Origin of the sequence: Chromobacterium piscinae (assembly GCF_021129175.1) — a bacterium.
Taxonomy (GTDB): Bacteria; Pseudomonadota; Gammaproteobacteria; order Burkholderiales; family Chromobacteriaceae; genus Chromobacterium; species Chromobacterium piscinae.
This window is the reverse complement of record NZ_JAJOHV010000069.1, coordinates 14,052-34,186: the sequence shown is the minus strand read 5'-3', so window position 1 is coordinate 34,186 and position 20,135 is coordinate 14,052. Positions and strand designations below refer to the sequence as shown.

Sequence of the window (20,135 nt, the reverse complement as noted above, 5' to 3'; positions counted from 1 at the left end):
GGCGGGCCACGGCCACCGGCGAGGTGGGCGCGCGGGAGACGCTGCTGGCGGCGCTTGCGGTCGGCGGCATGGGGCTGGCGCTGCTGCTGGCCTGCTGCAATGCGTTGACCGCCTGGCTGACCTTGGGAACTTTTGTCGGCTACGCCATTGTCTACACCTTGTTGCTCAAGCCGAACACGCCGCAGAACATCGTGATCGGCGGCGCCAGCGGAGCGATGCCGCCGGTGCTGGGGTGGGTGGCGGTCAACGGCGAAATCGACGCGTTCGCGCTGGTGCTGTTCCTGATCATCTACACCTGGACGCCGCCGCATTTCTGGGCGCTGGCGCTGTACCGGCGCGACGATTACGCCCGTGCCGGCTTGCCGATGCTGCCGGTCACGCACGGCCAGCGCTACACGACGCTGTCCATCGTGTTGTACGGTTTTTTGCTGACGGCGGTCACGCTGTTGCCGGTGGCGCTGGGCGAGGCGGGGGCAATATATCTTGGCGCGGTTTTGCTGCTGGACGGCAGATTGTTGTTCCTTGCCGTCAGGCTGCATCGCCAGTATGCTGACACTTTGGCGCGCCGCCTGTTCGCTTGGTCCATCTGGTATCTGACCTGGCTGTTCGCGGCGCTTTTGCTTGACCATTACTACCTGATTCCATTGAGCTGATGTCCCGATTCCTGAAGTGCCTGCTAGGCTTGTTCGCCGCGTTGGTTTTGTCCGCCTGCGCCCAGAAAATCGATTTCAAGGGCACCGCCATCGAGGATGCCTCGATGGGGGGCGATTTCAAGCTGACCGATTTTCACGGCAAGCCCCGCGGCCTGGATGAGTTCCGCGGCAAGGTGGTGGCGCTGTTCTTCGGCTATACCAGCTGTCCCGACGTTTGCCCGACCACGATGCTGGAGTACGCGTCGGTGATGAAGCAGCTGGGCGCCGACGGCGACAAGGTGCAGGTGATGTTCGTCAGCGTCGATCCCGAGCGGGATACGCCCCAGGTTCTGGCCGGCTACGTGCCGCATTTCGACAAGCGATTCATCGGCCTGACCGGCGCTGCCGGCGACATCGAAAAGGTGATGAAGCAGTACAAGGTTGTCGCGCAGAAGGTGAAGAACGAGGAGGGCGGCTACACCGTCGACCACAGCGCCGGTTCCTATCTGCTGGACAAGGAAGGCAAGCTCAGGGTGTACGAGGCCTACGGCACCCCGGCGGCCAACCTTGCTTCTGATATCCGGCAGTTGTTACGCTAAACTTGGCGTATCACTCAACCCCGCAGACATGAAGGCCGGAATATCGTGAGCAACGACAATACGCCAGCCATGCCGGCAAGTTCGCATCAGCCGCTGGATCTGGCCAAGTTCACCCTGAGCTCGCCGACCGAGATCGCGCAGCATCTGACCAATATCGCCAAGCACGGTCATATGGTGACGGTTTTTGCCAACAAGGGTAAAAACTTCATTCTGACCCGGCTGTTGGAGGTGGATTACCAGGCTGGCGTTTTCATTTTCGACTGGGGCGCTGAGGAAGAAACCAATGCCCAGGTCCTGAACAGCGAGCGCAATGTCTTCGTCTGTTCTCCCGAGGGCGTCAAGACCCAGTTTGTCACCGGGCAGATCAGCCGGGTGATGGTGGACAACCGGCCGGCCTTCCAGTGCCGGCTGCCGGAGCAGGTGATCAAGCTGCAGCGGCGCGAGTTTTTCCGCATTCAGACGCCGCTGGGCCAGCCGATTTTTTGCCATATCGGCGATTTCGGCCAGCGGGAGATCGATCTCGCGCTGTTCGACATCAGCCTGGGCGGCCTGAGCCTGTGGCTGCCGGGCGTCGATACGCCAGGCTTCGACATCGGCCAGCAGTACCGCCAGTGCTCGATCGATCTGAAACCGTTCGGCACGCTCTCGCTGGGCGTCGAGGTGCGCCACCGCCTGACCGCGCGGATGCGCAACGGCAACGAGGCGATGCGGGTGGGATGCTCCTATCTCAACCTGACGCCTCCAATGGAAACCATCATCCAGCGTTATGTCGGCTTCCTCGAGCGCGAACGCCGCGCGATGGTGGGTTGACCGGACTTATCGAAATCCTTTTCGCAGTAGAACATCATGAAGCTGACCATTGCCCTGTCCAAGGGCCGCATCTTTGAAGAAACGCTGCCCTTGCTGGCGGCTGCCGGCATCGTGCCGGCGGAAAATCCGGAATCCTCGCGCAAGCTGATCATCGGCACCAACCACCCGGACGTGCAACTGGTGATCGTGCGCGCATCCGACGTGCCCACCTATGTGCAGTACGGCGCGGCCGATCTCGGCATCGCCGGCCGCGACGTGCTGATCGAGCATGGCGGCGCCGGCCTGTACCAGCCGCTGGACCTCAACATCGCCAAATGCAAGATGATGGTGGCGGTGCAGGAAGGCTTCGATTACGACGCGGCGGTGCGCCGCGGCGCGCGGCTGAAGATCGCCACCAAATATCCGCAGATCGCCCGCGAGCATTTCGCCAAGAAGGGCGTGCACGTCGACATCATCAAGCTGTACGGCTCGATGGAGCTGGCGCCGTTGGTTGGCCTGGCCGACGCCATCGTCGACCTGGTGTCCACCGGCGGCACGCTGCGCGCCAACAAGCTGGAGGCGGTCGAGCACATCATCGACATCAGCTCGCGCCTGGTGGTGAACCAGGCCGCGCTGAAGCTCAAATACGACGCGATCCAGCCGGTGCTGGACGCTTTCGCCGGCGCCGTGCCGGCCTGACCGTTTCCAACTCATGACGCTCCGCCGGTCAACCGATTGCCGGCGGCCGGCGTTGCCCATTCTTCAAGCTCCAAGCATCAGAGAATCATCATGTTGAAACTGTCCTCCTCCCAGCCCGACTTCGCCGCGCGCCTGAAAGCGCTGCTGGCCTTCGAAACCGCGCAGGACCCCGCAGTCGACGCCGCCGTCGCGTCCATCTGCGCCGACGTCCATCATCGCGGCGACGCGGCGCTGGTGGAGTACACCAACCGTTTCGACCGCATGCAGGCGGCGGGCATGGCCGACCTGACGCTCAGCCGCGAGCAGCTGGAAGCCGCGTGGGGACGTCTGCCGGCCGATGTGCGCGACGCGTTGTCCGCCGCCGCCGACCGCGTGCGCCGCTACCACGAGAAGCAACTGGCGCACAGCTGGAGCTATGAGGACGAAGACGGCACCTTGCTGGGCCAGCAGGTGACGGCGCTGGACCGCGTCGGCATCTACGTGCCGGGCGGCAAAGCCGCGTACCCGAGCTCGGTGCTGATGAACGCGCTGCCGGCCAAGGTGGCCGGCGTCGGCGAAATCATCATGGTGGTGCCGACGCCGGGCGGCGAACGCAACGACCTGGTGCTGGCCGCAGCCTACATCGCCGGCGTCGACAAGGTGTTCACCTGCGGCGGCGCCCAGGCGGTGGCTGCGCTGGCTTACGGCACCGAGACGGTGCCGCAGGTGGACAAGATCACCGGCCCTGGCAACGCCTACGTAGCCGCCGCCAAGCGCCGGGTGTTTGGCGTAGTCGGCATCGACATGGTGGCCGGCCCGTCCGAAATCCTGGTGATTTGTGACGGCGACACGCCGCCCGACTGGGTGGCGATGGACCTGTTCAGCCAGGCCGAACACGACGAGATCGCCCAGGCGATCCTGCTGTGCCCGTCGGCGGATTACATCGCGCAGGTGGAAGCCAGCATCGCCAAGCTGCTGCCGTCCATGCCGCGCCGCGCCATCATCGAAGCCAGCCTGGCGGGCCGCGGCGCGCTGATCGAGGTGCGCGATCTGGCCGAAGCCTGCGAGATCAGCAACTATATCGCGCCGGAGCACCTGGAGCTGTCGGTGGCCGATCCGGACGCGCTGCTGCCGCAGCTGCGCCACGCCGGCGCCATCTTCATGGGCCGCTTCACCTCGGAAAGCCTGGGCGACTATTGCGCCGGCCCGAACCACGTGCTGCCGACCAGCCGTACCGCGCGTTTCGCCAGCCCGCTGGGCGTCTACGACTTCCAGAAGCGCAGCAGCCTGATCCGCGTGTCGCAGGCGGGCGCGCAGAAGCTGGGCCGCATCGCCAGCCTGCTGGCGCACGGCGAAGGCCTGACCGCGCATGCCCGCGCCGCCGAGCTGCGGCTGGAGGATGGGAAGCCGGGCTAGGGCATTTCCGCGCGGTCCTCTACCCTGAAAGCTGGCAAGGCCGGCAGAGGAGCGGGAGCGATGGCGAGGATAGGCGTATGGCTGGCGGTTGGCCTGCTGTGTTTGGCCGCGGCGGTGTTCGGCGCGGAAAAGAAGGTGTTTCTGCTGGAGAGTTATCACAGCGATTACCAGTGGGATCATGACTACCGCGCGGCGCTGTACGAAAAGCTGTCCGGACGCTGCGAACTGGCGGTGTACACGCTGGACAGCAAGCGCCTGCCGCGCGAGCAAGTGCTGATCCGGGCTGACGAGGCGCGCAAGCGCATCGCCGCTTTCCAGCCCGATCTTGTCATCGTTGGCGACGATGCCGCGTTACAACTGGTGGGGAGCAAGCTGGCCGAGGCCGGCGCTCCGGTCATCTATCTCGGCATCAACAACAATCCGCGCAACTATTTCCAGTCCACGCCGAGCAATATCAGCGGCGTGCTGGAGCGGCCGTTGATCCTGCGCAATATTTTCGAGCTGGGGCGCATGGTGCCCGGCTTGAAGCGCGCGCTGGCCCTGTTCGACAGCGACTTGACTTCGCGCATCATCCGCGACGAAGCCTTCGTCGGCCGGGACAACATCCGATTGGGCGGCATAGACGTCGACATCGCGCTGCCCTACACCTTCGCCGAGTGGCAGCAGCGTGTCCTGCAGGCGCCGCAGCGCTACCAGGCGATCTGGGTAGGACTGTATTTCACACTGCGTGACGACAACGGCAAGGTCGTGCCCAGCGACGAAGTGATGCGCTGGACCGCGGCCAACAGCAAATTGCCGATGTTCGCGTTCTGGAATTTCGCGGTGGGCAAGGGCAAGGCCATAGGCGGCCGGGTGCTGACCGGGCGCGAGCAGGGGCTGGAGGCTGCGCGGATGGCGCAGGCGATGCTGTTCGAGAACCGCAGCCTGTCCTCATTGTTCCCGGTCACGCCATCGGAAGGCGAATACCTGTTCAGTCGCAGCGAGCTGGCGCGTTCCGGCCTGTCGCTGCCGCCGCAGGTGGCGCGCAAGGCGCATTGGGTCGAGTAGCCCAAAACCGGCGAAACTTGTAGGATGGACGTTCCGGCCTGGCGCGCGCCGCGCGGCCGGCAAGGGGCGAGAAAGAGACATGAAACAGACTGTGCAACAACTGGTGCGGCCCGAGATCGCCGCCATCGGGGCCTACCACGTGGCCGACGCCTCCGGCTTCATCAAGCTGGATGCGATGGAAAACCCGTGGCCGCTGCCGGTCGAGCTGCAGCATGAACTGGCCGCCGAGCTGGCCCGGGTGGCGCTGAACCGCTATCCGGACGCCAACGGCGGCGGTCTGAAAGACGATCTGCGCGCCGCCTTCGCCATTCCCGCTGCGGCCGACGTCGTGCTGGGCAACGGTTCAGACGAGCTGATCACGCTGGTCACCCAGGCGCTGGCGCGTCCCGGCGCCAAACTGTTGGCGCTGGAGCCGTCGTTCGTGATGTACAAGATGAACGCGCTATTCTCCGGCCTGCAGTATGTCGGCGTGCCGCTGCGCGAGGATTTCACGCTGGACCTGCCGGCCACGCTGGCCGCCATCGAGCGCGAGCAGCCGGCGGTGGTGTTCGTGTCCTACCCCAACAATCCCACCGGTCCGCGCTACGCCCGCGACGAGGTGATGGCGATCTGCCGCGCCGCGCCGGGGCTGGTGGTGGTGGACGAGGCCTATCAGAGCTTCGCCTCCGACAGTTTCATGGACCTGGCCGGCGAGCTGGACAATCTGCTGGTGATGCGCACGCTGTCCAAACTGGGCCTAGCCGGCATCCGTCTCGGCTACGCGGCGGCTAGCTCGGCCTGGATCGAGCAACTGAACAAGGTGCGGCCGCCGTACAACGTCAATGTGCTGACCCTCGCCGCCGCCCGTTTCGCCCTGAAGCATCTGGACGTGTTCAACCGCCAGGCGACCGAGCTGCGCGCCGAGCGCGCGAAACTGTCGGCGGCATTGGCCGCCTTGCCTCAGTTGGCGGCGTTTCCGTCCGAGGCCAATTTCGTCACCGTCCGCGCGCCGGATGCGCCGGCCCTGTTCCAGCACTTGAAGGCGTCCGGCATCCTGATCAAGCAGCTGCACGGCAGCCACCCGCTGCTGGCGAACTGCCTGCGCCTGACCGTGGGCAGCCCGGATGAAAACGCCGCGCTGCTGTCCGCCATCCAACGTTTTTTCGCCTGAAGCCGCAATGAGAACCGCAACCGTCACCCGCAACACGCTGGAAACCCAGATCACCGTCAGCCTGAACCTGGACGGCACCGGCGTCGGCCGCTTTGAAACCGGCGTGCCCTTCCTCGACCACATGATGGACCAGATCGCCCGCCACGGCCTGATCGACCTGGACGTCAAGGCGGTGGGCGACCTGCATATCGACGCCCACCACACGGTGGAAGATATCGGCATCACGCTGGGCCAGGCTTTCGCCCAGGCCATCGGCGACAAGAAGGGCATCCGCCGCTACGGCCACGCCTACGTGCCGCTGGACGAGGCGCTGAGCCGGGTGGTGATCGATCTGTCCGGCCGCCCGGGCCTGGTCTACAACGTCGATTACACCCGCGCCAGCATCGGCCAGTTCGACGTTGACCTGTTTTCCGAGTTTTTCCACGGCTTCGTCAACCACAGCATGGTTACCCTGCACATCGACAATCTGCGCGGCCATAACAGCCACCATCAGGCCGAGACCATCTTCAAGGCCTTTGGACGCGCGCTGCGCATGGCCTGCGAGCACGACGAGCGCATGGCCGGCATCACGCCATCCACCAAGGGGACGCTGAGCGCATGAGCCGGGTCGATCCCGGCATCGCCGGACTCAACCACCTGTGCCTGTCGGTGCCGGATCTGGCGGCGGCGAAGGCCTTCTACGATGCCGCGATGCCGGCGATGGGCTGGCGCGCGGCAGGGCCGACCGCCTATGCCGCCGGCAACTATGAAATCTATCTGCAGCAGAGCCAGGTGGACGGCGCGGGCTTCATCCGCCATGGCGTCGGCCTCCAGCACCTGGCCTTCAACGCGCCCAGCCGGCAGGCGGTGGACGCGCTGCATGCGCTGCTGCTGCAAATCGGCGCGCGCGTCACCGACGCGCCGGCCGAGTATCCGCATTACAGCGACGGCTATTACGCCGTTTTTTTCCAGGACCCGGGCGGCATCGCGCTGGAGTTCTGCCACACCCCGAACATGAGCTTGTAGCAAGATGAAAGTCGCAGTCATCGACTACGGCATGGGTAATCTGCACTCGGTGCTGAAGTCCCTGCAGGCCGCCAACGAAAACGGCGCCGATATTTTCCTGACCCGCGACCCGGAAGCGGTGGTGAAGGCCGACAAGGTGGTTTTCCCCGGCCAGGGCGCGATGCCCGACTGCATGCGCGAGCTGAACCGCCACGGCCTGGCCGAGGCGGTCCGTGAAACCACGCAGAACAAGCCGTTTTTTGGAATCTGCGTCGGCGCGCAGCTATTGTTCGAACATAGCGAGGAAGGCGACACCGCCGGCCTGGGTCTGTTCCCGGGCGACGTGCGGCGTTTCGCCGACGATCTCGTCGCCGGCGGCGAGCGGCTGAAGGTGCCGCACATGGGCTGGAACCAGGTTTACCAGACCCGGTCCCACCCTTTGTTCGCCGGCATCGCCGACGGCGAGCGCTTCTATTTCGTCCACAGTTACCATTTCGCGCCGGCCGACGCGGCGCTGACGCTCGCGGAAAGCGATTATCCGCAGCGGTTTGCTTGCATCGTCGGGCGTGGCAACATATTCGCCACGCAGTTTCACACCGAAAAGAGCCACCGGGCCGGCCTTCAGATGATGAAGAACTTCCTGGCCTGGGACGGCAATGTTTAACTCACGTTTCGATTCCGCACCATGCTGCTGATACCCGCGATAGACCTGAAAGACGGTCAATGCGTGCGCCTGAGACAGGGCGCGATGGACGATGCCACCATTTTTTCCGACGATCCGGTCAAGGTTGCCGCTCACTGGCGCGACCAGGGCGCGCGACGCCTGCATCTGGTGGACTTGAACGGCGCCTTCGCCGGCAAGCCCAAAAACCTGGCGGTGATCCGCGACATCCTCGGCGAAGTCGGCCAGGACATGCCGGTGCAGCTGGGCGGCGGCATCCGCGATCTGGACACCATCGAGGCCTACCTCGACATGGGCTTGTCCTATGTGATCATCGGCACCGCCGCGGTCAAGACGCCGGGCTTCCTGCACGACGCCTGCGACGCCTTCCCCGGCCAGGTCATTGTCGGCCTGGACGCCAAGGACGGCATGGTGGCGATCGACGGCTGGGCCAAGATCACCAACCATAATGTGATCGATCTGGCCAAGCGCTTCGAGGACTACGGCGTCAACTCGGTGATCTACACCGACATCGGCCGCGACGGCATGATGACCGGCGTCAACATCGAAGCCACCGTCAAGCTGGCGCAGGCGCTGACCATTCCGGTGATCGCCTCCGGCGGACTGACCAACCTCGACGACATCCGCGCGCTGTGCGCGGTGGCGGACGAGGGCGTGGAGGGCGCGGTCACCGGCCGCGCCATCTACGAGGGCAGCATCGATTTCGCCGCCGCGCAGACGCTGGCGGACGAACTGGCCGGCTGAACCGGCTGACCGCGTGGAAGCGGCGGGCATGTCCCGCCGCTTCGGCGCGCCTGAAGCTTTCTGGAAACGCACATGCTTGCCAAACGCATCATCCCCTGTCTGGACGTGACCGCCGGCCGCGTGGTCAAGGGCGTCAACTTCCTGGGCCTGCGCGACGCGGGCGACCCGGTGGAGATCGCCCGCCGCTACAACGAGCAGGGCGCCGACGAGCTGACCTTTCTCGACATCACCGCTAGTTCCGACCAGCGCGACATCATCCTGCACGTCATCGAGGCGGTGGCCGAGCAGGTGTTCATTCCGCTGACTGTTGGCGGCGGCGTGCGCAGCGTCGCCGACATCCGTCGCCTGCTCAACGCCGGCGCGGACAAGGTCAGCATCAATACCGCGGCAGTGACCAACCCCGAGTTTGTCCGCGAGGCGTCTGATCATTTCGGCAACCAGTGCATCGTCGTCGCGCTGGACGCTAAGGCAGTGACGCCAGAGAACGACCGCTGGGAAATCTTCACCCATGGCGGCCGCAACCGCACCGGGCTGGACGCCGTCGAATGGGCGCGCAAGATGCAGCAACTGGGCGCCGGCGAAATCCTGCTCACCAGCATGGACCGCGATGGAACCAAGGCCGGCTTCAACTTGCCGCTGACGCGCGCGGTGTCCGACGCGGTGAACATCCCCGTCATCGCCTCCGGCGGCGTCGGCAATCTGCAGCATCTGGTCGACGGGGTGAAGGAGGGCCATGCCGACGCGGTGCTGGCGGCCAGCATCTTCCATTTCGGCGAATACACGGTGACGGAAGCCAAGCAGGCGATGCGCGACGCGGGAATCGAGGTGAGGCTATGAGCTGGCTGGACGAAGTGAAGTGGGACGACAAGGGTCTGGTTACGGCCATCGCCCAGGACGCGGCCAGCGGCCGGGTGTTGATGGTGGCGTGGATGAACCGCGAAAGCCTGCAGCTGACCGCCGACACTGGCATTGCCCACTACTGGAGCCGCTCGCGGCAAAAGCTGTGGAAGAAGGGCGAGGAGTCCGGCCATCTGCAAAACGTCAGCGAGCTGCGCCTGGACTGCGATGGCGACGTGATCGTGATGCAGATCGAACAAATCGGCGGCATCGCCTGTCACACCGGACGGGAGAGCTGTTTCTACCGCCGTTTCGAGAACGGCGGCTGGACGACGGTGGACGCGGTGCTGAAAGACCCGCGCGCCATCTACCATCCCTGAATTGCGGCCGGTCAACGCCAGCGCCGCCGACCGGGTTACAATGGCGGACCGGTTTTGCCAGAATGTCATGCCCGCGCCGTATACTGGAAGGCTGGCGGGCATCAGGGCCTGAACAGGGCTCGAAAGGATAAGGATATGACCCCGGACGTGTTGAAGAGCATCGCCGATACGCTGGAAGCCAGGCGCGAGGCGGCACCGCAATCGTCTTACGTGGCCTCGCTGTTCCACAAGGGCGAGGACGCCATTTTGAAAAAGGTGGCGGAGGAGGCGGCGGAAACGCTGATGGCCTCCAAGGACAAGGACAAGCTGCATCTGGTGCGCGAAGTGGCCGACTTGTGGTTCCATACCATGGTGCTGTTGACATATCATGGCCTGCGTCCGGAGGACGTGGTAATGGAACTGCACCGCCGCGAGGGCATCTCCGGCCTGGACGAGAAGGCTTCGCGCAACCCCACAGCTTGATTACGGAATACCAACGATGAGTGATTGCCTTTTCTGCAAGATCGTGGCGGGCCAGATTCCCGCCAACAAGGTGTACGAAGACGACGACGTGCTGGCTTTCCACGATATCCGTCCGATCGCGCCGGTGCATTTCATGATCATCCCCAAGCGGCATGTCGACTCGCTGGCTCATTGCGGCCCCGAGCACGAGGCGGTGCTGGGCAAGATTCTGACGCTGGCGCCCAAGCTCGCCAAGGAGCAGGGCCTGGAGTCCGGTTTCAAGACCGGCATCAACACCGGCCGCGGCGGCGGCCAGGAAGTATTCCATCTGCACGTGCACGTGTTCGGCCACAAGGGCTGAGCGCGGCTCCCGTTTTTTCATCAAGGAAGAGTCACAATGGGTTCTCTGAGCATCTGGCATTGGCTGATCGTGCTGCTGATCGTGGTATTGGTGTTCGGCACCAGGAAGCTGCCCAGCATCGGCAAGGACCTCGGCAACGCGGTCAAGGGCTTCAAGGAAGGCATGAACGAAGGCGCCAAGGAAGGCCAGCCGCCGGCCAAGGACGCCGGCCGCATCATTGACGGCGAAGCCGACAAGAAATGACGTGGTGACGCGGCGTGCTTGACATCAGTTTCGGCGAATTCGTCCTGATCGGCGTGGTGGCGCTGGTGGTGCTGGGCCCGGAGCGGCTGCCCACGGTGGCGCGCACCGTCGGCGCGCTGGTGGCGCGCGCGCAGCGCTTCGTCGCCAACGTGAAGGCGGACATGCAGCAGCAAGCCAATCTGCAGGGGCTGGACAGCATCCGCCAGGATCTGCAGGACGCCGCGCAAAGCTTCCGCGGCCAGCTGGAAGCCGAGGTGCAGCAGGTCCGCGACACGATAGACCAGGGCGCCGCCGACGCGCGCGCGCTGGCCGATGAGGCGGCAGAGCCTTTCCACGAGGCCGAGCGCACGATACACGGCGGCCTCGAGCCGGACGCCGAGGCGAGAGAGGCCGAGGCCCGCCCCGCTGAGGAGGCGCCGGCCGTCCAGGCCGACGCTGCGCCGCCGCGCGACGAGAACCAGCTGGATCTGTTCGACGACGCGCCGGCGCACCGGCCCGCTTCCCAACCCACCGCATCACAAGCCCGCGAATGAACGAACAACCGCTGCTCGCGCACCTGATAGAGTTGCGTACCCGGCTGGTGCGCGCCCTGTTGGGCATCGCCCTGGTGTTTCTCGGCCTGTTCCATTGGTCGTCCGACATCTACCACCTGTTGGCCAAGCCGCTGCTGGACGCGTTGCCTCAGGGCGGCAGCATGATCGCCACCGAGGTGACGTCCACCTTCTTCGTGCCGATGAAGGTGACCATGCTGGTGGCCTTCCTGATTTCGCTGCCGAATACGTTGTATCAGGTCTGGGCGTTTGTCGCGCCGGGTCTGTACAGCCACGAGAAGAAACTGGTGCTGCCGCTGGTGCTCGCCAGCCTAGTGCTGTTCCTTACCGGCATGGCTTTCGCTTATTTCCTGGTGTTCCCGGTGGTGTTCCACTTCATGTCCGCGGTGACGCCGGCCGGCGTCAGCATGATGACCGACATCGACAAATACCTGTCCTTCGTTCTGGGCATGTTCCTGGCTTTCGGCACCACCTTCGAAGTGCCGGTGGTGGTGGTGCTGTTGACGCGGATGGGAGTGGTGACGGTGGCCAAGCTGCGCGAGGCGCGGCCCTATGTGATTGTCGGCGCCTTCGTGGTCGCGGCCATCGTCACGCCGCCTGACGTGCTGTCGCAGACGCTGCTGGCGGTGCCGTTGTGGCTGCTGTTCGAGGCCGGCGTGCTGGTGGCGGCGCTGCTGGAGCGCAGGGCCCGCGCCCGGGAGCAGGCGGGGTCCGCGCCATGAGCCGCGAAGCCTGCCGTGCCGGCGCGTCCGCGGCGCTGATCGCCTTGATCGCGCTGACCCTGGCCTGGGAGCTGTGGCTGGCGCCGCTGCGTCCTGAAGGCTCCTTCCTGGCGTTCAAGGCGCTGCTGCTGTTGCTGCCGCTGCGCGGCATCCTGGCGGGCAAACTCTATACCTACCAGTGGTCCAGCATGTTCATCCTGGGGTTCTTCATCGAGGGCGTGATGCGCGGTTGGGCCGACCATGGTCTGTCGCAGCGATTGGCATGGTGTGAAGTCCTGATCAGTACACTATTCTTCATTTGTGTGTTGGGATACGCCAGGAGCTTCAAGAAGCTCAAGGCCTGAGACTAGCCAGAATCAAGAACAAGACCGGCATCCCATGATGCCGGTTTTTTTTTGAGCTTTTTGCCACTGATATGGCGTGATTTTAGCCGTTCAGAATGCCGTGGCTGGCAGGCCGGCGGGACGCTCATCTAGAATCGCTGCACAAAACGGACCGGGCGCAGCCCGGCCACTTTCATCTCATCGGGTGTGGGGAAGTGACAATGCGGAATTTTTCTATCGCAGCCAGGATTACCCTTGGCTTCGGGCTGCTGTTGGCGGCCCTGGTGCTCACCGGCGTGTTCACGCAGTTGGGTTTGAACAAGATTTCGACGCGGGTGGCGGAAGTCAGCTCGCACGAATTGGTGTTCTACACCGATATCGTCGATTTGCAGCGCGGCATGGGCAATTTGCGCCGTTTCGAGAAAGACTATTTCATCAATATCGCCAGCGACGCCAAGCGCGCCGAATATCTGGGCAAATGGAAGGACGCGCTGGCCGGCGCGCAGAAGTCGATCCAGCGGGCGGGCACGCATCCGCTGGATGACGGCGCCGGCCAGAAATTGACCAAGCTCGGCACGTTGCTGGCAGGCTACGCCGACGGTTTCGGCAAGGTATCGGCCCAGGTGGAGGCCAAGCAGTTGACTGCAACGGCCGATGCCAACAAAGAGTTGGACAAGTACAAAGACAACATCCACCAGATGGAAGGCGCGACCGAGGAGCTGGCCAAGGCCGCGGCCGATGCGGTCGGTCTGCTGGACGATCAGATCGACGCCACCGCCACCTTGGTGCGCAGCCAGTTGATGACGGAAATCGTGTTGGTGCTGGTGATCGGCACCTTGTTCGCCTGGTATGTGATTTCATCGATCCGCCAGCCGCTGCTGAAAATGCGCGACGCCAGCCAGGAGCTGGCCGACCAGCGCAATCTGCGGCTGCAGCTGCCGGACTTCGGCCAGAACGAGTTGGGCAGCGTCGCCGGTTCGCTGGGCAAGCTGGTGGACAGCGTGCGCTCGGTGGTGGTGGAGTCGCAGCAGCACTCCGCCAGTCTGGCGCAGGCGGCCGGACAGTTGTCCGGCGTCAGCGAGCACGTGTCGTCGGCTTCCGTTCACCAGTCGGAGGCGGCATCCAGCGGCGCGGCGGCGATCGAGCAGATGTCGGTCAGCATCAATCTGGTGGCCGACAGCACCCAGGACGTCGAGCGCCAGGCGCGGTTGACCATGGAGCAGGCCAGCGCCGGCACCGAGCTGGCGCAGAAGGCGGCCGGCGAGATCCGCCAGATCGCCACCACCATCACCGAGACCGCGACCGTGATGGACGGCTTGAACCAGCGCTCGTCCGACATCAGCGACATCGTCCGCGTCATCCACGACATCGCCGAGCAGACCAATCTGTTGGCGCTGAACGCGGCGATCGAGGCGGCGCGCGCCGGCGAGATGGGCCGCGGCTTCGCGGTGGTGGCGGACGAGGTGCGCAAGCTGGCGGAACGCACCAGCCAGGCCACCACCGAGATATCCAGCCACATCGACGGCGTGCTGGCCGACACTCAGCGCGCCTACCAGAGCATGCAGCAGGCCAACAGCCGCATTGAAAACGGGGTGGTCAGCGCCTCCAGCGTCGCTGACGCGCTGGGCCAGATCCGCGAGCTGGCCCAGCAATCGGTGGAGCGCATCGCCGACATCGCCAACGCGATCAAGGAGCAGAGCCTGGCCAGTCAGTCGGTGGCGCGCAATGTCGAACAGATCGCGCAGATGAACGGCCAGACCACCGAGGCGGCCACCGAGGCCAGCAAGCTGGCCACCGAACTGAGCGGCCTGTCCGAGGAGTTGGATACCTGCCTGCAGCGTTTCCGCACTTAAGCGGTCCAGCTCCGCGCAAACAAAAGCCCCGGCAAGTCCGGGGCTTTTGTTTGCCGGGCGTTTAATTCAAGGCCAGCGCCGCCAGCGTGTTGTCGCGCAGCGCGCGCCGCAGCGGCGCGGTGTCCATGCCGCGCAACTCAGCCAGCACCTCGACGAAACGGGCCAGCTGGAACGGCTCGTTGGGCACGTCCTGCGCGTATTCGGGGCGGATGTCCGGCGCGTCGGTTTCCAGCACCAGGCTGGAGAGCGGCAGAGTTGCGGCCAGCGCTCGGATGCGGCGCGAGCCGCTATAGGTCATCGCGCCGCCGAAGCCCAGCTTGAAGCCCTGGCGGATGAAGGCCTGGGCCTGTTGCGCGCTGCCGTTGAAGGCATGGGCGATGCCGCATTCGATCTTCTGTTCGCGCAGGTATTTCAGCACCCGGTCCACCGAGCGGCGCACGTGCAGCACCACCGGCAGGCCGTGTTTGCGGGCCAGCTTCAGCTGTTCGACCAGCAGCGTCTCCTGCCGCGCGGGGGCCAGCTCCGGCAGGTAGAAGTCCAGGCCGATCTCGCCGACGGCTACCGGCGCATGCCGCGCCAGGTACTCGTCCAGCTGGGCCAGGTGCTCGTCCAGATGCCGGTCCAGGTAGATGGGATGCAGGCCGAAGGCGATCCAGCAGCCGTAGCGCTCGCGCATCGCCAGCACGTCATCGAAGGTGCCGGCCATCACTGCAGGCACCAGCAGCTGGCCGACGCCCGCCGCGCGCGCGCGCGCCGCCACGCCATCCACGTCTGGCGCCAGCTCCGGCGCGTCCAGATGGCAGTGGCTGTCTATCAGGCAGTCTTCAGCCGGCAGCGGATCGAAGCGCATCACAGCTTCCAGGTGAAGCCGAGCAGCGTCTGCCAGCCGGCGGTATGCTCGCCGGTGTTTTCCGCCGCCCAGCGGCTGCCGGCGCCCAGGTCCAGCGTCCAGTGGCGGGAGAGCGGGTGCGACATCACCAGCAACAGATTGCTTTGCTCCAGCTGCCAGCCAGATCCGTCGTCATGGTGATTCAAGCCCAGCCGGCGCTTCTGGTTGGCCAGGCTGGCCCAGCCCAGCAGCGAGAACTTCTGGCCCATCCAGTCGCCCAGCGGCGCGTCCAGCGTGGCCGCCAGCAACTGGCCGGGATGGCTGTCGCCGATGCGGCTGGCGTAGCCGAAGGAGAGGCTGCCGTCGCGCGGCAGGTCGAAGCCGTAGCGCGCCAGCGCCAGGCTCTGCGACACGCCGCCGCCCAGGCTCCAGGCCGGCTCGTTGGCCACGCCCAGCGACACCCAGCCGGCCGGCGCGGGCAAGGCCCAGCCGCCTTCGCCGTCCTGCACGTACAGCGCGCCGAAGCGGGTGCGGTATTGCAGGTCCACGCTGGGTTGCAGCCGCGAGGAGTTGCCGTAGGACGTCTGCCGCGTCATCAGCTCGGTGCTGATGGACAGGTCGAGATCCTTGACATCGTCGGCATGGCAGGACAGGGCAGTCAGCGACAGGCAGAACAGGCTGGCAAGGGCGGGCGGGCGTGGCATCGGAGCTCCGGTATGGGAAAGGGCCGCGGCGCGGCACGGTTCAAGCGATTATTTTAACCAACTTGGCGACGAAGCGCGCCAGATGCGGGTTGCTGTCGGCGCGCAGGCCGCTAGTCATCCCGCGGACTTCGGCCATCTTGTTTCGATCTCGGCGGCAATGCGTTCCGCCGCCTGCTCCGCGGCGAGCAAGCAGGCGTCTATGCGCAAATCCGCGGTATCCCAGGTTTCATAGCTGCGGCGAACCACAGTCTCCCAGTCCGGCAGCAGGTGACCGGGAATGTCGGCTCGGCGCGATTCGACCCGGACGCGATGTTCGGCTGCGTTTGAGCAGACGATTTCGACTTCCAGCCAGCGCGCGCCGGCTTCCTTTGCCGTTGCGCGCCAGGTTTCCCGGGTGATGGGGAGAGGATTGACCGAGTCGGCGACGACGATATGGCCCAGGCGCAGGTTGTCCGCCGCCAGCGCATAAGCGGCCAGATATCCTTCGGGGCCGATCTGGGCGAGGCTGCCGGCGCGCAGCAGCGCCTGCTCGATCGTGTCGATGCGTAGATGCGTCGCGGCCAACTTGCCGGCAAGCAGCCTGGCGATGGTGGTTTTACCCACGCCGGGCAAGCCGCCTAGGGCGATCAACAGGCCGCTCACGCGTCCTCTTCCTCCGGCTGCAGCTGCTGCAGCAGGTAGAGCTTGTGGTAGATGCCGCCGTGCCGCATCAGCGCGTCATGGTCGCCGGATTCGGCGATGCGGCCGTGGTTGAGCACGACGATGGCGTCGGCGTCGCGGATGGTGGACAGGCGGTGGGCGATGGAGATCAGCGTGATCTTGCCGGCCAGCCGCGCCAGCGCCTGCTGCACCAGCTGCTCTGTTTCGCTGTCGATGCGCGAGGTGGCCTCGTCCAGCAGCAGGATGCGCGGCTTGCCCGCCAGCGCGCGGGCGATGGCGATCAGCTGCTTCTGGCCGCTGGACAGCCGCGCACCGCTCTCGCCCATATCGCTGTCGTAGCCGTTTTCCAGCGACAGGATCAGCTCGTGCACGCCGGCGGCGCGGGCGGCGGCCTCTATCTCGCCTTGCGGCAGGCCGCGGCCCATGTCGATGTTTTCGCGCGCGCTGGCGGCCAGCAGGAACGGGTCTTGCGGCACCAGGCCGACGCCGGCGCGGAAGGCGGCGTCGCCGATGTCGTAGAGAGGCTGGCCGTCGACTAGGATCTCGCCTTGCTGCGGCCGGTAGAAGCGCAGCAGCAGCGACAGCAGCGTGGATTTGCCGCTGCCGGTGTGGCCGACGATGCCGATGAAGCTGCCGGCCGGAATATCCAGGCTCAGATCGTGCAGCACCGGATGCTCGGCCTGGTAGCCGAAGCGCAGGCCGCGGAAGCTGACCGCGCCGTCGGCGATATGGCCGGCTTCCGAGGCTTGCGGCGCGGCCGGCTCGGCCAGCAGCTGGCTGACGCGGCTGGCGGCCACCACCGCCTGCTGCAGCTGGCCGAATTGCAGCGTGATCTGGATCAGCGGCTCTACCACCCGGCCGATGTAGCCGACGAAGGCGTACAGCACGCCGATCTCCAGCCCGTCCAGCGGGCGCTGGCCGTAGCTGTGGATCACCGCGACCAACAGCAGCACGTTGAGCAGGTCCAGCGCCGGGCGCAGCAGCCAGGCGTTGGCGCGCAGCTCGCGCAGCCGCGCGTGGTAGTAGCGCTGGTTGGTGTCGTCGAAGCGGCCGATGAAGCGGCCCTCGGCGTTGCTGGCCTGCAATACCGAGATGCCGGAGATGGATTCCGCCATCTGGGCGTTGATGTCGCTGCGCAGCGCGCGGGCGCGGGCCACCGATGGCGCGCTCAGCCGCTGGTACAGCCACACGATGGCGAGGGTGGCCGGGAACAGCAGCAGGGAAACCAGCATCAGCCGCCAGTCCAGCCAGGCCATCGCTGCCAGCGCGCCTAGCACCACGATGCTGCTGTTGAGGATGACGAACAGCGCCTGCACGTACAGCGCTTTGACGGATTCGGTGTCGTTGGTGACGCGGCTGACCAGCTGGCCAGTGATCGCCTTGTCGAAGAAGGCCATCGGCAGCCGCATCACGTGGCCGTACACCCGCTCGCGCAGCCGCAGCACCGCGCGCATCGCCACGCCGGCCAGCCGCACCAGCTGGCGGTAGCGCAGCGCGGCGGCGGCCAGGCCCAGCAGCAGGCTGCCGGCCAGCAGACCGGCGATGGCGCTCCAGTCCAGCCGGTGCGGCAGCAGGTAGTTGTCTATGAATACCTTGCCCAGCAGCGGCGCGCCGGCTTCGAGCAAGGCGGCGATCATCAGCCAGAATCCGCCCCGCCACAGATGGCGGCGGTCCGGACGGGCGGCGTCGATGAGCAGGGAGACCGCTTCACGGGTTTGCAGGCGGTTGGCGTCAGATTTCATCGAGGCTGGCCTCCAGTTGTTGATAGCGCCATTGGCTGGCGTACCAGCCGTTTTGCCGCAGCAGCTCGTCGTGGTTGCCTTGTTCCGCGATGCGGCCGTGGTTCAGCGCGACGATGTGGTCGGCGTCGGCCACCGCCGACAGCCGGTGGCTGACGATGATGACGCTGCGGCCGCGCCGCGCCTCGCGAAGATGGCCGAGGATGCGGCTCTCGGTATCGGTGTCCACCGCCGACAGCGCGTCGTCCAGCAGCAGCAGCGGCGCGTCGGCCAGCAGCGCGCGGGCGATGGCCAGCCGCTGGCGCTGGCCGCCGGACAGCGCCACGCCTTTTTCGCCCACCGGCGTCGCGTAGCCCTGCGGCAGCCTGAGGATGTCGTCGTGCACCGCCGCCAGCCTCGCCACCCGCTCGATCTCTTGCGGGCCGGCGTCCGGCCGCGCCAGCGCGATGTTCTCCGCCACGCTGGCGGAGAACAGGAAGGCTTCCTGCGGCACCCAACTGATCGCGCCGCGCAGGGTGTGCAGCGAGTAGTCGTCGATGTCGGCGCCGCTCCAGCGTATCGCGCCTTGTTGCAGCGGGTATTGCCGCATCAGCAGCTTCAGCAGCGTGGATTTGCCGCTGCCGGTGGGGCCGACCACGCCCAGGGTCTGGCCGGGCGGCAGTTGGACCGACACCTGGCGCAGCGCCGCGGCGGCGTCTGTCGAATAGTGGAAGGTGAGGTCGTCGAAAACCAGCGCGCCGGGCGCGAGCTCGGTCCGGCCGCCGTCGTCGGCGACGTCGGGCTCGGCGTCCAGCACCGGCTGCAGCCGGCGCCAGGCGGCGGCGCCGCGCTGCAGCAGCGACAGCACCCAGCCGGCGGCGAACATCGGCCAGATCAACTGCACCAGGTACATGCTGAAGCTGGTGAGCGCGCCTATGGTCAGTTGGCCGTGCCAGACCAGGTAGCCGCCCAGCGCCAGCGCGATGGCGGTGGCGGTGACCAGGGCGACGCCGACGGCGGGCTCGAACGCGGCCTCCCAGCGCTGGGCTTCGAAGCTGCTGTCCGATGCCGCGGCCGCCAGCCGGGACAGCTCGGCGTCGTTGCGCGCCTCCAGCCCCAGCGCGCGCAGCGTGCGCACGCCGGACAGGGTTTCCTGCACGTGGTCGTTGAGCTGGCCGAAACGGGAGAGGGCTTCGCCCCATTCGCGGTGGATGTGGTCGGAAATGCGGGCGAAGGCCCAGGCCATGAAGGGAAAGGGCAGCAGCGCCGCCAACGCCAGCCGCCAGTCCACGCCCAGCGTCATCATCGCCAGCACCAGCGCCAGGGTCAACAGGCCGTCGAAACCGGCCAGCATCGCTTCGCCCGCCGCCATCTCCACCGAATCGATGTCGTTGGTGGCGCGGGCCATCAGGTCGCCGGTGCGCTGGCGCTGGAAGAAGGCCGGGCCTTGTCCGGCCAGGCTGCGGTACAGCTTGCCGCGCAGCTCCACGCCCAGTTTGTACGAGGCGGTGAACAGCTGCAGCCGCCAGCCCACGCGCAGGGCGTAGATAGCCAGGCCCATCGCCAGCAGCCGGCCCAGCTCCATCAGCAGCGCGTCGCCGGATAGCCGCCGCGCCACCAGCGCGTCGACGATATGGCCCACCTGGCGAGGGATCATCACGGTCAGCACCGCCACCGCGGCCAGCATCAGCGCGGCCAGGATGTAGGAGCGCCAGTGGCGGGAGACGAAGCTGAACAGCAGGCGGGTCAGGGACATGGGGGCGCCGGGGGTCGTTCGGAGCCGTCCATTCTA

General features: G+C 66.0%; 25 protein-coding genes. 20 read left to right on the top strand and 5 right to left on the bottom strand.

Annotated features, from left to right (window positions below):
- The 20 genes from cyoE to LQR33_RS17795 all read left to right on the top strand — a co-directional run.
- A partial coding sequence (gene cyoE / locus LQR33_RS17890) for a heme o synthase (protein WP_231469973.1) occupies positions 1-653 on the top strand: 653 nt, incomplete at its 5' end.
- A complete protein-coding gene (locus LQR33_RS17885) occupies positions 653-1,231 on the top strand; it encodes an SCO family protein (RefSeq protein WP_166439548.1) in 579 nt (192 codons plus the stop codon). The genes cyoE and LQR33_RS17885, both read left to right, overlap by 1 nt.
- 45 nt (positions 1,232-1,276) lie before the next feature.
- Positions 1,277-2,041 (top strand): flagellar brake protein, encoded by a 765-nt coding sequence (locus LQR33_RS17880; protein ID WP_231469972.1) that lies wholly within the window; start codon positions 1,277-1,279, stop codon positions 2,039-2,041.
- 36 nt (positions 2,042-2,077) lie between these two features.
- On the top strand, positions 2,078-2,719 hold the full coding sequence (gene hisG, locus LQR33_RS17875; protein WP_021478405.1) for an ATP phosphoribosyltransferase: 642 nt from the start codon (positions 2,078-2,080) through the stop codon (positions 2,717-2,719).
- A 90-nt stretch (positions 2,720-2,809) separates the two neighbouring features.
- Entirely contained in the window at positions 2,810-4,114 is a 1,305-nt protein-coding gene (gene hisD, locus LQR33_RS17870) for a histidinol dehydrogenase (RefSeq protein ID WP_166439549.1), read from the top strand.
- Between the two features lie 60 nt (positions 4,115-4,174).
- Complete coding sequence (locus LQR33_RS17865) at positions 4,175-5,161, top strand: ABC transporter substrate-binding protein (protein WP_221668478.1); 987 nt, start codon at positions 4,175-4,177, stop codon at positions 5,159-5,161.
- Positions 5,162-5,240: 79 nt separating this feature from the next.
- Complete coding sequence (gene hisC / locus LQR33_RS17860) at positions 5,241-6,311, top strand: histidinol-phosphate transaminase (protein WP_166439551.1); 1,071 nt, start codon at positions 5,241-5,243, stop codon at positions 6,309-6,311.
- A gap of 7 nt (positions 6,312-6,318) precedes the next feature.
- Complete coding sequence (gene hisB / locus LQR33_RS17855; RefSeq protein WP_115616172.1) at positions 6,319-6,912, top strand: imidazoleglycerol-phosphate dehydratase HisB; 594 nt, start codon at positions 6,319-6,321, stop codon at positions 6,910-6,912.
- Positions 6,909-7,316, top strand: coding sequence for a VOC family protein (locus tag LQR33_RS17850; protein WP_231469971.1), 408 nt, complete (start codon positions 6,909-6,911; stop codon positions 7,314-7,316). The genes hisB and LQR33_RS17850 overlap by 4 nt, the downstream gene beginning before the upstream one ends.
- Before the next feature lie 4 nt (positions 7,317-7,320).
- A complete protein-coding gene (gene hisH / locus LQR33_RS17845) occupies positions 7,321-7,959 on the top strand; it encodes an imidazole glycerol phosphate synthase subunit HisH (RefSeq protein ID WP_166439553.1) in 639 nt (212 codons plus the stop codon).
- Positions 7,960-7,980: 21 nt separating this feature from the next.
- Entirely contained in the window at positions 7,981-8,721 is a 741-nt protein-coding gene (gene hisA, locus LQR33_RS17840) for a 1-(5-phosphoribosyl)-5-[(5-phosphoribosylamino)methylideneamino]imidazole-4-carboxamide isomerase (protein ID WP_166439554.1), read from the top strand.
- Between the two features lie 72 nt (positions 8,722-8,793).
- Positions 8,794-9,558 carry an imidazole glycerol phosphate synthase subunit HisF gene (hisF, locus tag LQR33_RS17835; protein WP_221666047.1) on the top strand — a complete coding sequence of 255 codons (765 nt, stop codon included), beginning with the start codon at positions 8,794-8,796 and terminating at the stop codon, positions 9,556-9,558.
- Complete coding sequence (gene hisI, locus LQR33_RS17830) at positions 9,555-9,938, top strand: phosphoribosyl-AMP cyclohydrolase (protein WP_070980015.1); 384 nt, start codon at positions 9,555-9,557, stop codon at positions 9,936-9,938. The genes hisF and hisI overlap by 4 nt, the downstream gene beginning before the upstream one ends.
- Before the next feature lie 135 nt (positions 9,939-10,073).
- Positions 10,074-10,400 carry a phosphoribosyl-ATP diphosphatase gene (locus tag LQR33_RS17825; protein WP_166439556.1) on the top strand — a complete coding sequence of 109 codons (327 nt, stop codon included), beginning with the start codon at positions 10,074-10,076 and terminating at the stop codon, positions 10,398-10,400.
- Between the two features lie 16 nt (positions 10,401-10,416).
- Positions 10,417-10,740: a histidine triad nucleotide-binding protein gene (locus LQR33_RS17820; protein WP_166439557.1), complete on the top strand. Its 324-nt coding sequence runs from the start codon at positions 10,417-10,419 to the stop codon at positions 10,738-10,740.
- 36 nt (positions 10,741-10,776) lie between these two features.
- Positions 10,777-10,983, top strand: coding sequence for a Sec-independent protein translocase subunit TatA (gene tatA, locus LQR33_RS17815; protein ID WP_166439558.1), 207 nt, complete (start codon positions 10,777-10,779; stop codon positions 10,981-10,983).
- A gap of 14 nt (positions 10,984-10,997) precedes the next feature.
- A complete protein-coding gene (tatB, locus tag LQR33_RS17810; RefSeq protein WP_166439559.1) occupies positions 10,998-11,516 on the top strand; it encodes a Sec-independent protein translocase protein TatB in 519 nt (172 codons plus the stop codon).
- Complete coding sequence (gene tatC, locus LQR33_RS17805; protein WP_166439560.1) at positions 11,513-12,256, top strand: twin-arginine translocase subunit TatC; 744 nt, start codon at positions 11,513-11,515, stop codon at positions 12,254-12,256. The genes tatB and tatC overlap by 4 nt, the downstream gene beginning before the upstream one ends.
- The gene (locus LQR33_RS17800; protein WP_166439561.1) at positions 12,253-12,600 is read left to right on the top strand and encodes a DUF2069 domain-containing protein; all 348 of its coding nucleotides are present in this window, start codon (positions 12,253-12,255) and stop codon (positions 12,598-12,600) included. Before tatC ends, LQR33_RS17800 begins: the two co-directional genes overlap by 4 nt.
- Before the next feature lie 200 nt (positions 12,601-12,800).
- Positions 12,801-14,432, top strand: a complete 1,632-nt coding sequence (locus tag LQR33_RS17795) for a methyl-accepting chemotaxis protein (protein ID WP_166439562.1) — start codon at positions 12,801-12,803, stop codon at positions 14,430-14,432.
- Positions 14,433-14,493: 61 nt separating this feature from the next.
- Here the strand turns inward: LQR33_RS17795 and LQR33_RS17790 are convergent, their stop codons facing one another.
- The 5 genes from LQR33_RS17790 to LQR33_RS17770 all read right to left on the bottom strand — a co-directional run bounded on the left by LQR33_RS17790 (position 14,494) and on the right by LQR33_RS17770 (position 20,099).
- Positions 14,494-15,282, bottom strand: a complete 789-nt coding sequence (locus LQR33_RS17790) for a TatD family hydrolase (protein ID WP_166439563.1) — start codon at positions 15,280-15,282, stop codon at positions 14,494-14,496.
- Entirely contained in the window at positions 15,282-15,965 is a 684-nt protein-coding gene (locus tag LQR33_RS17785; protein WP_231469970.1) for a hypothetical protein, read from the bottom strand. The genes LQR33_RS17790 and LQR33_RS17785 overlap by 1 nt, the downstream gene beginning before the upstream one ends.
- A 114-nt stretch (positions 15,966-16,079) precedes the next feature.
- A complete protein-coding gene (locus LQR33_RS17780; RefSeq protein ID WP_205692499.1) occupies positions 16,080-16,607 on the bottom strand; it encodes a P-loop nucleotide/nucleoside kinase family protein in 528 nt (175 codons plus the stop codon).
- On the bottom strand, positions 16,604-18,367 hold the full coding sequence (locus LQR33_RS17775; RefSeq protein WP_166439565.1) for an ABC transporter ATP-binding protein: 1,764 nt from the start codon (positions 18,365-18,367) through the stop codon (positions 16,604-16,606). Before LQR33_RS17775 ends, LQR33_RS17780 begins: the two co-directional genes overlap by 4 nt.
- Positions 18,357-20,099, bottom strand: a complete 1,743-nt coding sequence (locus tag LQR33_RS17770; RefSeq protein WP_231469969.1) for an ABC transporter transmembrane domain-containing protein — start codon at positions 20,097-20,099, stop codon at positions 18,357-18,359. The genes LQR33_RS17775 and LQR33_RS17770 overlap by 11 nt, the downstream gene beginning before the upstream one ends.
- Positions 20,100-20,135: the final 36 nt, after the last annotated feature.

What these genes read in the sequence shown, in the direction of transcription:
- hisF (WP_221666047.1), top strand. Translation starts at nt 8,794, where the DNA reads ATGCTTGCCAAACGCATCATCCCCTGTCTGGACGTGACCGCCGGCCGC.
- LQR33_RS17820 (WP_166439557.1), top strand. Translation starts at nt 10,417, where the DNA reads ATGAGTGATTGCCTTTTCTGCAAGATCGTGGCGGGCCAGATTCCCGCC.
- tatA (WP_166439558.1), top strand. Translation starts at nt 10,777, where the DNA reads ATGGGTTCTCTGAGCATCTGGCATTGGCTGATCGTGCTGCTGATCGTG.
- LQR33_RS17825 (WP_166439556.1), top strand. Translation starts at nt 10,074, where the DNA reads ATGACCCCGGACGTGTTGAAGAGCATCGCCGATACGCTGGAAGCCAGG.
- hisC (WP_166439551.1), top strand. Translation starts at nt 5,241, where the DNA reads ATGAAACAGACTGTGCAACAACTGGTGCGGCCCGAGATCGCCGCCATC.
- tatC (WP_166439560.1), top strand. Translation starts at nt 11,513, where the DNA reads ATGAACGAACAACCGCTGCTCGCGCACCTGATAGAGTTGCGTACCCGG.
- hisG (WP_021478405.1), top strand. Translation starts at nt 2,078, where the DNA reads ATGAAGCTGACCATTGCCCTGTCCAAGGGCCGCATCTTTGAAGAAACG.
- hisB (WP_115616172.1), top strand. Translation starts at nt 6,319, where the DNA reads ATGAGAACCGCAACCGTCACCCGCAACACGCTGGAAACCCAGATCACC.
- hisI (WP_070980015.1), top strand. Translation starts at nt 9,555, where the DNA reads ATGAGCTGGCTGGACGAAGTGAAGTGGGACGACAAGGGTCTGGTTACG.
- LQR33_RS17790 (WP_166439563.1), bottom strand. Translation starts at nt 15,282, where the DNA reads ATGCGCTTCGATCCGCTGCCGGCTGAAGACTGCCTGATAGACAGCCAC.
- LQR33_RS17795 (WP_166439562.1), top strand. Translation starts at nt 12,801, where the DNA reads ATGCGGAATTTTTCTATCGCAGCCAGGATTACCCTTGGCTTCGGGCTG.
- LQR33_RS17850 (WP_231469971.1), top strand. Translation starts at nt 6,909, where the DNA reads ATGAGCCGGGTCGATCCCGGCATCGCCGGACTCAACCACCTGTGCCTG.
- LQR33_RS17885 (WP_166439548.1), top strand. Translation starts at nt 653, where the DNA reads ATGTCCCGATTCCTGAAGTGCCTGCTAGGCTTGTTCGCCGCGTTGGTT.
- LQR33_RS17775 (WP_166439565.1), bottom strand. Translation starts at nt 18,367, where the DNA reads ATGAAATCTGACGCCAACCGCCTGCAAACCCGTGAAGCGGTCTCCCTG.
- hisD (WP_166439549.1), top strand. Translation starts at nt 2,810, where the DNA reads ATGTTGAAACTGTCCTCCTCCCAGCCCGACTTCGCCGCGCGCCTGAAA.
- LQR33_RS17865 (WP_221668478.1), top strand. Translation starts at nt 4,175, where the DNA reads ATGGCGAGGATAGGCGTATGGCTGGCGGTTGGCCTGCTGTGTTTGGCC.
- LQR33_RS17770 (WP_231469969.1), bottom strand. Translation starts at nt 20,099, where the DNA reads ATGTCCCTGACCCGCCTGCTGTTCAGCTTCGTCTCCCGCCACTGGCGC.
- LQR33_RS17800 (WP_166439561.1), top strand. Translation starts at nt 12,253, where the DNA reads ATGAGCCGCGAAGCCTGCCGTGCCGGCGCGTCCGCGGCGCTGATCGCC.
- hisA (WP_166439554.1), top strand. Translation starts at nt 7,981, where the DNA reads ATGCTGCTGATACCCGCGATAGACCTGAAAGACGGTCAATGCGTGCGC.
- hisH (WP_166439553.1), top strand. Translation starts at nt 7,321, where the DNA reads ATGAAAGTCGCAGTCATCGACTACGGCATGGGTAATCTGCACTCGGTG.
- LQR33_RS17785 (WP_231469970.1), bottom strand. Translation starts at nt 15,965, where the DNA reads ATGCCACGCCCGCCCGCCCTTGCCAGCCTGTTCTGCCTGTCGCTGACT.